At 65.5% G+C, this 7,764-nt stretch carries 6 protein-coding genes; 3 read left to right on the top strand and 3 right to left on the bottom strand.

The annotated features are described in order from the left end of the window. Positions 1-246 precede the first annotated feature (246 nt). The 3 genes from HMPREF0372_RS07415 to HMPREF0372_RS07405 are packed head-to-tail and all read right to left on the bottom strand — an operon-like array spanning position 247 to position 3,976. On the bottom strand, positions 247-1,332 hold the full coding sequence (locus HMPREF0372_RS07415; RefSeq protein ID WP_007490316.1) for a GerAB/ArcD/ProY family transporter: 1,086 nt from the start codon (positions 1,330-1,332) through the stop codon (positions 247-249). Between the two features lie 32 nt (positions 1,333-1,364). Then, the gene (locus HMPREF0372_RS07410) at positions 1,365-2,459 is read right to left on the bottom strand and encodes a Ger(x)C family spore germination protein (RefSeq protein ID WP_007490315.1); all 1,095 of its coding nucleotides are present in this window, start codon (positions 2,457-2,459) and stop codon (positions 1,365-1,367) included. Then, positions 2,456-3,976: a spore germination protein gene (locus HMPREF0372_RS07405; protein WP_007490313.1), complete on the bottom strand. Its 1,521-nt coding sequence runs from the start codon at positions 3,974-3,976 to the stop codon at positions 2,456-2,458. The genes HMPREF0372_RS07410 and HMPREF0372_RS07405 overlap by 4 nt, the downstream gene beginning before the upstream one ends. A gap of 227 nt (positions 3,977-4,203) precedes the next feature. On the opposite strand from HMPREF0372_RS07405, the gene HMPREF0372_RS07400 reads away from it, so the two are divergent. From HMPREF0372_RS07400 to HMPREF0372_RS07390, 3 genes are read left to right on the top strand one after another with little or no spacing between them, the layout of a single operon-like run. Further along, a complete protein-coding gene (locus HMPREF0372_RS07400) occupies positions 4,204-4,704 on the top strand; it encodes an NADH-quinone oxidoreductase subunit NuoE family protein (RefSeq protein WP_007490312.1) in 501 nt (166 codons plus the stop codon). Between the two features lie 12 nt (positions 4,705-4,716). Beyond that, positions 4,717-5,982, top strand: coding sequence for a complex I 51 kDa subunit family protein (locus tag HMPREF0372_RS07395; RefSeq protein ID WP_007490311.1), 1,266 nt, complete (start codon positions 4,717-4,719; stop codon positions 5,980-5,982). Further along, the gene (locus HMPREF0372_RS07390; RefSeq protein WP_007490310.1) at positions 5,979-7,730 is read left to right on the top strand and encodes an NADH-dependent [FeFe] hydrogenase, group A6; all 1,752 of its coding nucleotides are present in this window, start codon (positions 5,979-5,981) and stop codon (positions 7,728-7,730) included. Before HMPREF0372_RS07395 ends, HMPREF0372_RS07390 begins: the two co-directional genes overlap by 4 nt. Positions 7,731-7,764: the final 34 nt, after the last annotated feature.

The following is a 7,764-nucleotide window of genomic DNA, read 5'->3' as shown; positions in this document are numbered from 1 at the left end:
CACGCTCTCACTCATTTGTCAAGCACTTTTTTCAACCCGCTTCCGAAAGTCCGTCCAGCTTCCACCCGGTCTCTTCCGTCCGCTTTCCTGCTTTTTCATGCCCTCCGTAAGGCGCTCAGTTAGAATACCAGCTTTCCTCCTCTTTGTCAACACCTTTTTCTCTTTTTTTCAGGTTTTTTTCTCGGCTGTCAAACCGGACCGGATCACTGGTATTCTAATCCATAGCATGCACAAGATCTGCCACCCTTATACCTGCCTGCGCAGCTTTTTTACCAGCAGGAGCAAAACAGGGATGCCGAAGCCGAAGAGCAGGCTGCCAATCCTGGCCGGGCCCTCCATCCACCGCTCCAGGGAAAAGGCGTCGGGAAAGAGGAACCAGGCCCCCGCCAGGGCCAGCAGGAGCAGGGGAAGTACGGCGTGCTTGCGCTCCTTTAAAGAGAATACGGACTGGGCCAGGACGGAGCAGGAGCCCGCCAGCAGGTTGAGCAGGGCTAGATCAGAGAACACCCAGAGGGCGATGATGACCGACTCCACCCGTTGGAAGGTGCCCTCGATGCCGATCCCCTTTACCATCATAAAAAAGGGCGTGTCCATGCGAGCGGTCAGCCCGGGCCCGAAGTTGCCCAGGCAGACAAGCTGAAGGGCGGTAAGCACCAGACAGAAGGCGGCCGCCCACCATAGCGCACGGCGGCGGTCTCCCTCTCCCCGAGTAACATTCCCCCCCAGGAAGGCGGCAAAGACCACATAACCGAACAGGCCCAGCACCGGAACGGCGGCGGAGAGCACCCCCGGAAGATCCTCCGTCCACAGGGGAAGGATGTGCCGGGGCTCCACCTGGAGTACGCCCAGGATGAGGGAGAAGCCCAGGCCGATGGCCAGGGCCAGGTAGAACACCTCTCCGGTCCGTGCCAGCACCCGCACCGGCTTGCGCACCAGCCAGAGGGTGAGCCCCAGCAGGGTCAGCAAAAACAGACCCAGGGGGGCGTTCCGGTAACTGGTGGACAGGAAACGGAGGGCGAAAAGCCTGGCGTTGGCGCTGAGCAGAAGCAGACCCCACAATAAATAGAGAAGAAGTACCCCCTTGCCCAACCCCCTGCCCAGGACGGTCTCGGTGACCTGGGCCAGCCCCGCCCCCTCCCCTGCCGGGCGCAGGAGGGCAAAGAGCACCCAGCACAGCCCCAGCAGTACCGGCAGGGCAGCCAGGGCGGACAGCCACCCCGCCTCTCCGGCCAGGGCGGCGGTCTGGGAGGGCAGCACGCCGATGGCCGGAGCCAGGAGGGCAGCGAAGAGGAGCGCCAGGAGCTGGCGCAGGGAGATTCGGTCGTCAGGCATGGGTATACCGCCTTTCCTTTGAGCTGCCGCCCTCACCGGGCGGCGTCATAGCTGCGCTGAAGCTTGGCCGTCACGTGCAGCTCCAGCTCCAGCGCGCCCAGAGAGGCCCCTTCCAGCGCCTCCTTGTGCCAGGGCCGGGCCAGGGCCGCCCGCCGGAGCAGCCCCAAATAGTCCGCGTCCAGCTCCTGTGCCAGTTCCAGCGCGGACCGGATGCGCGCCTCCTCCACCTGGGCCAGGACCGCCTCGAGGGAGGCGTGTACCTCCTCCGTTCGGAGGTCCAAATTCCCCTCCGCCATATTGGCGTCCAGCGTACAGGTGAGGGACAGGCCGGTAAGGGCGCCCCCGTCCATCACCGGGCGGACGGAGGTCCTGGCCCCCACCACACGCAGGGCCGCCACCCCGCCTCCATCCAGGGGCAACTCCACCACATCGGCGTCCACCTGGCCCAGTACCAGGTTGACCCCCAGGGCGGCGTCCCCCTCAGCCCAGCCGGCCAGGCTGTCCCCTTTTAATATGCCATACCCGGCGGCGGTGAGAGCCTCGTCCGCCTCTACCGCCGGGAGAAAGGTGGCCCCCTGGGCATAGAGATCCGAGAGGGCGTCCTTTACGGTGCGGGGCATGGAACCGGCCAGCAGACCCGCGTCCTCCGCCAGCGCCTCCAGCCGGTCAGCGGCGGAGCCGTCCTCCCCCGCTGCTGTGATCGCCTTGCCTGCTGTGCCGCCCCGCACCAGATAGAGGGCGGTGTCCAGCCGGGTCTCCACATCCCGGAGAATATAGTCCAGGGCGGGCTCCACCCCCTGCCTGGCCAGCTCCTCTCCCAGCAGGAGCTGGCCCACGTGGCCGAAGTAGAGGTAGGAGGAGCCCTCCCCCTGCATCCCCAGCACGGCGGCGCTGATGGTGCCGGCCTGGCCGGACACCACGGTGGCCGCCCCCTCCGCCGGATCGCCCGAGCCGCTGGAGGCGGTTACCTCCACCTGCCCCTCCCCGGCCCGGTCCACGCCCAGGGTCTGCATCAGCTCCATGTCCTCGATTTCCCGGGCATAGGGCAACAGGCCGGGCCCACGGCGGCAGCCGGTGAGGGTCAGGGCGGCCAGGCCGGCCAGCAGCAGGGCTGTTATGCGTCTCATTTCTGATTCCTCCGGTTTCGGGTTTTCAGGGCCGCCGGGCGCTGCTTCACCCGCGGCAGGGGCTGGCGGAATACCGCGTGCCCCTCCACCTGCTCCCCGGCATTCGAGGCAAAGGGGGTCAGGTAGGACACGCCGAAGCTTTCAATGCCCGCCAGATGGATCACCAGCGCCGACAGGCCGGCCACCACGCCGAACAGGCCCGCCGCGCTGGCCAGCAGGGCCAGCAGGAACCGCCAGATGCGCAGGGCGCCCGCCACCTCCTGAGAGGGCATGGTGTATCCGGCGATCCCCGCGATGGCCACCACGATGAGCACCGCGGGGGAGATGATCTTGGCCTCCACCGCCGCGCTGCCCACCACCAGGCCGCCGATGATAGACACGGTCTGCCCGATGGACTGGGGCAGGCGTAGCCCCGCCTCCTGGAGAATCTCAAAGGCCAGCAGCAGGACGATGACCTCAAAGACGGAGCGGAAGGGCACGTCCTGCTTGGCGGCAATGATGGACAGGGCCAGGCGGGTGGGAATCATCTCCTGGTGGAAGGTGACCATGGCCACATAGAGGGCGGGCAGAAGCAGGGTGCCCAGCATGCACAGGTAGCGCAGCAGGGTGAGGGCGGAGGCCAGCAGCCAGCTCTCGCTCTTGTCCTGGGGCGCCTGGAGGAAATCCCCCAGCACGCCGGGGGCCAGGTAGCCCAGAGGCAGGCCGTCGATGAGGATGCCCACCCGCCCCTCGGCCAACCCGGCGCAGAAGCGGTCGGACCGCTCGGTATATTGCACCAGCGGGAAGGCGGTGCGGGCGGCGGGGACGATATACTCCTCAATATTGCCCGTGGCCAGCACCGCGTCGATGTCAATGTCCGCCAGTTGGGCGGCCACCTGCTCCACCAGGTGGGGATTGGTGAGCCCCTCTATATAGAGGATGTCCACCGACGTGACCGACTGGCGGCCCACCACCTGCTCACGGATACGCAGCTCAGGGGCCTTCAGGTGGCGGCGGACGATGCTGGTATTGGTGCGCAGGCTCTCCACAAAGGCGTCCCGGGAGCCCTTGAGCACCGTCTCGTTGCTGGGAGAGCTGATGGAGCGCTTTTCCTCGGTGCCCACGTTGAGGGAGAGCACCGAGGATTCCCCAGGAAAGAGGAGCAGACAGCAGCCGTTCACCAAATCAAACACCGCCGCGTCCAGCCGGGTACGCTCCTCCGCGCTCAGGTTGTAGAGGGCCCCGTCCTTCATGCGGTCCATGGCCTGCCGGGGAGTCCCGCAGCGGGCCAGCGCCTCGTCCTGGGCCAGCGGCCGGAGCACGTAGTCGCTGACCCGCTCCATCTTCACCATGCCGCTGAGGTAGCACAGGGTGAGCGTGCACGCGCCGCCCTCCCCCAGGGACACCGGACGCTTGGTGAAGTCCACGCAGTCCTGGAAGATCTGCTCCAGCCGTTCTAAGGTCAGCGGCCCGTCAAAGCGGGGCTCCTTCCGGGGATGGGGTACGCTGGGGGCACGCTTCCGACCAAAAAAGCCCATGGCGCACACCTCCTGTTGTCTATTTTGCTGAATCGAACTTTTTTAGGATGGCCCGTTTTCGCCCGGTTATACAAATTTAAACGAACCAGTTGCAATTTTCCAGGGATGTTGATATACTTTATAAAAACTACAAAGTTCAATAGATGAACTATCCACTTTCCTTCTGGTAATTATCCCATGTCCTCCGCAGGACAGGGTTCATTTTATGTGATAAGGAGGAGCCCCTTATGAAGCCCTTTACCCAGACTGCCGACACCCTGGACCAGGAGCTGGCGGACAAAATCGACGGCATTCTCGCCGCCCATGGCGAAGATCCCACCCAGCTGGTGGGCATCCTGCTGGACGTGGAGGCCGCGGTGGAGCGGCACTACATCCCGGAGGCCGCCGCCTACTATGTGGCGGAGCGCCTGGGGGTGAAGCCCACCCAGGTCTACGATGTCATCTCCTTCTATACCGCCCTTCACGACAAGCCCAGGGCCAAGTTTACCCTGGAGGTGTGCTCCTCCGCCCCCTGCCGGGTGAAGGACAGCGATACCCTGCTGGAGCGGCTCAAGCGCCTTTTAAATCTGGAGGTGGGCCAGGTGACCTATGACGGCCGCTTTTCCATCGAGCAGGTCCCCTGCTTCGGGGCCTGCGACGTGTCCCCCGCCGTGCGGGTCAACGGCGTGGTATACGGCCATCTGGACAGCGAGGAGCGTATCCTGGATATGCTCCAGCAGCTCAACTAAGGGGGAACGGACATGAGCAAGACGGTTTGTTTCATCACCCGGAATTTCGGGAAGTACGACCCGGACAGCCTGAAGGGCTATGAATCCATCGGCGGCTTCCGGGCGCTGCGCAAGGCCCTGACCATGGAGGGCTGCGACATTGCCGACGTGCTGGCCGCCAACGGCGTCCAGGGCCGGGGCGGCGCGGCCTACGACATGGGTAAAAAGTGGCGGCAGGCCCGGGAGGTACCCGGCGCCCACAAGTGCGTAGTGTGCAACGCTGACGAGGGCGAGCCGGGCACCTTCAAGGACCGGGAGCTGCTCACCCACGACCCCTTCCAGCTGCTGGAGGGCATGATCATCGCCGGCTGGGCCGTGGGGGCGGACAACGGATACATCTACCTGCGGGAGGAGTACTCCCACCTGCGGCCCCGGCTGCTCTCCGCCATCGCCCAGTGCGAAGCGGCGGGCTACCTGGGGGAGGACATTCTGGGCTCCGGGCTGAACTACCGCATCCACCTCTACTCCGGCGCGGGGGCCTATGTCTGCGGCGAGGGCTCCGCCCTGGCCGAGTCCATCGGCGGCCACGCCGGCCGGCCCCGGATGAAGCCCCCGTTTATCAAGCAGTGCGGCGTGTTCCACCTGCCCACCTGCGTCAACAACGTGGAGTCCCTCTCCCTGGTGGCCCCCCTGTTGCTGGACGACGAGGGCTACTATAAGAGCCAGGGCACGCCGGACTGCCCGGGCACCAAGATGATCTCGGTGTGCGGCAACGTCAAGCGCCCCGGCGTGTTCGAGGTACCCTTCGGCATCACCATCCGGGAGATCGTCTATGATCTGGCCGGCGGCATGGAGAACGAGGACTACCCCCTGCGCCTGGTGCAGCTTGGCGGCGCGTCGGGCCGCATCTGCTCCCCCGCCCAACTGGACACCCCCTACACCTACAAGGGCATGCGTCAGGCGGATCTCACCGCCATCGGCTCCGGCGCGGTGCTGGTGGTGGATGAACGCACCAGCGTCATCGGCTTTCTGCGCATGACCCAGGAGTTCTTCTCCCACGAGAGCTGCGGCCAGTGTACCCCCTGCCGGGAGGGCAACCGCCACATCTCCCTGCTGCTGGACAAGGTGGCCGAGGGCACCCACACCGCCCAGGACATCGCCACCCTCAAGAAATTTGCCGACATTATGTCCAGCGCGTCCCTGTGCGGCCTGGGTGAGACGGCCCAGTCCGCCCTGCTGAGCTGTATGAAGCGCTTCCCGGAAGTCTTTGCCGTAAAAGAGGAGGTCGCCGTCCGATGAGCGAAATGGTACATATCACAATCAACAAGCAGCCGCTGGAGGTGCCTGCGGGCACCCGCATCATTGAGGCGGCCAAGATGCTCAACATCGATATTCCCCACCTGTGCTACCACCCGGACCAGACCATCAAGGCCCACTGCCGGATGTGCATGGTGGAGGTGGTGGGCTCCCGCAAGCTGACGGCGGCCTGCTCCACCGTGGTGTGGGAGGGCATGGAGGTCATCACCGACTCCAAGAAGGTGTACGATGCCCAGACCGGCGTGCTGGACCTCATCCTCTCCGATCACAAGACCAACTGCCTTTCCTGCGCCCGCAACGGCTCCTGCGAGCTCCAGGCGCTCTGCCGCCGCTTTAACCGGCTCCACCCGGAGCTGCCCGACATCTCCTCCGACGAGCCGCTGCGCATCGACAACCCCTCCATCGTCCGCGACCCCGCCAAGTGCGTCAAGTGCGGCCGCTGCGTGAAGGTGTGCGCCGAGGTCCAGGGCTGCGCCGCCCTGACCTACTCCGGCCGCTCCGCCGGCTTCAAGGTCACCACCGCCTTTGACCTGCCCATGGACCAGACCGACTGCGTGCTGTGCGGCCAGTGCTCCCTGGTGTGCCCCGTGGGGGCCATCGTGGAGACCGACTGCACCAACGAGGTTACCGCCGCCATCCAGGACCCCTCCAAGCACGTCATTGTCCAGGTGGCCCCCTCCGTCCGGGTGGGCCTGGGGGACGAGTTCGGCATGGAGGCCGGCGCCGTCGTCACCGGCAAGATGGTCACTGCCCTGCGGATGCTTGGCTTTGACAAGGTGTTCGACACCAACTTTTCCGCCGATCTCACCATCATGGAGGAGGGCAGCGAGCTGCTCAAGCGCATCCGGGAGGGCGGGGAGCTGCCCATGATCACCTCCTGCTCCCCCGGCTGGGTCACCTACCTGGAGAAGCACCACCCCGAGCTCATCGACCACCTCTCCACCGCCAAGAGCCCCCAGGCCATGTTCGGCGCGGTGGCCAAGACCTACTATGCCCAGAAGATGGGCTGGGATCCCCACGACGTGGTAAGCGTGTCCGTCATGCCCTGCACCGCCAAGAAGTACGAGGCCAGCCGCCCCGAGCTGGGCCGGGACGGCTATCAGGACGTGGACTACGTCCTGACCACCCGGGAGCTGGCCAAGCTCATCCGCTATGTGGGCCTGGACCTGTCCGTGCTGCCCGAGAGTGAGTTTGACTCCCCCCTGGGCACCGGCTCCGGCGCCGGCGCCATCTTCGGCGCTACCGGCGGCGTTATGGAGGCCGCCCTGCGCACCGCCTACGAGCTCTACACCGGCAAGACCCTGCCCCGGCTGGAGTTTGACGCCGTACGGGGCGACATCAACGCCATCAAGGAGGCCACCATTGACCTCGACGGCACCCCCCTGAAGGTGGCCGTGGCCAACGGTCTGAAGAACGCCGAGGAGCTTATCCGCCGGGTAGAGCGCGGCGAGGCCGACTATATCTTCATCGAGATCATGGCCTGCCCCGGCGGCTGTATCGGCGGAGGCGGACAGCCCATCGGCACCAACAACGCCGTCCGGGACGCCCGTATCCAGGCCTTGTATGAGATCGACCGGAGCCTGCCCCTGCGCAAAAGCCATGAGAACCCGGAGATCAAGACCATCTACGAGGAGTTCTTCGGCGCGCCCCTGTCCCAGCGCTCCCACGAGCTGCTCCACACCCACTACCATGCCCGCAAAAAGCGGCACGATTTTTCCCACCTGAATTAAGCGCAGAAGGGCCGTGGGGCCGCCGGATCCGGCG

This window comes from Flavonifractor plautii ATCC 29863 (genome assembly GCF_000239295.1).
GTDB classification, from domain to species: domain Bacteria; phylum Bacillota; class Clostridia; order Oscillospirales; family Oscillospiraceae; genus Flavonifractor; species Flavonifractor plautii.
This window is presented reverse-complemented; position numbering and strand designations above follow the sequence as displayed.

Excerpts from the sequence above, each read along its gene's own strand:
- HMPREF0372_RS07395 (WP_007490311.1), top strand. The coding sequence starts at position 4,717 with ATGAGCAAGACGGTTTGTTTCATCACCCGGAATTTCGGGAAGTACGAC.
- HMPREF0372_RS07390 (WP_007490310.1), top strand. The coding sequence starts at position 5,979 with ATGAGCGAAATGGTACATATCACAATCAACAAGCAGCCGCTGGAGGTG.
- HMPREF0372_RS07415 (WP_007490316.1), bottom strand. The coding sequence starts at position 1,332 with ATGCCTGACGACCGAATCTCCCTGCGCCAGCTCCTGGCGCTCCTCTTC.
- HMPREF0372_RS07410 (WP_007490315.1), bottom strand. The coding sequence starts at position 2,459 with ATGAGACGCATAACAGCCCTGCTGCTGGCCGGCCTGGCCGCCCTGACC.
- HMPREF0372_RS07400 (WP_007490312.1), top strand. The coding sequence starts at position 4,204 with ATGAAGCCCTTTACCCAGACTGCCGACACCCTGGACCAGGAGCTGGCG.
- HMPREF0372_RS07405 (WP_007490313.1), bottom strand. The coding sequence starts at position 3,976 with ATGGGCTTTTTTGGTCGGAAGCGTGCCCCCAGCGTACCCCATCCCCGG.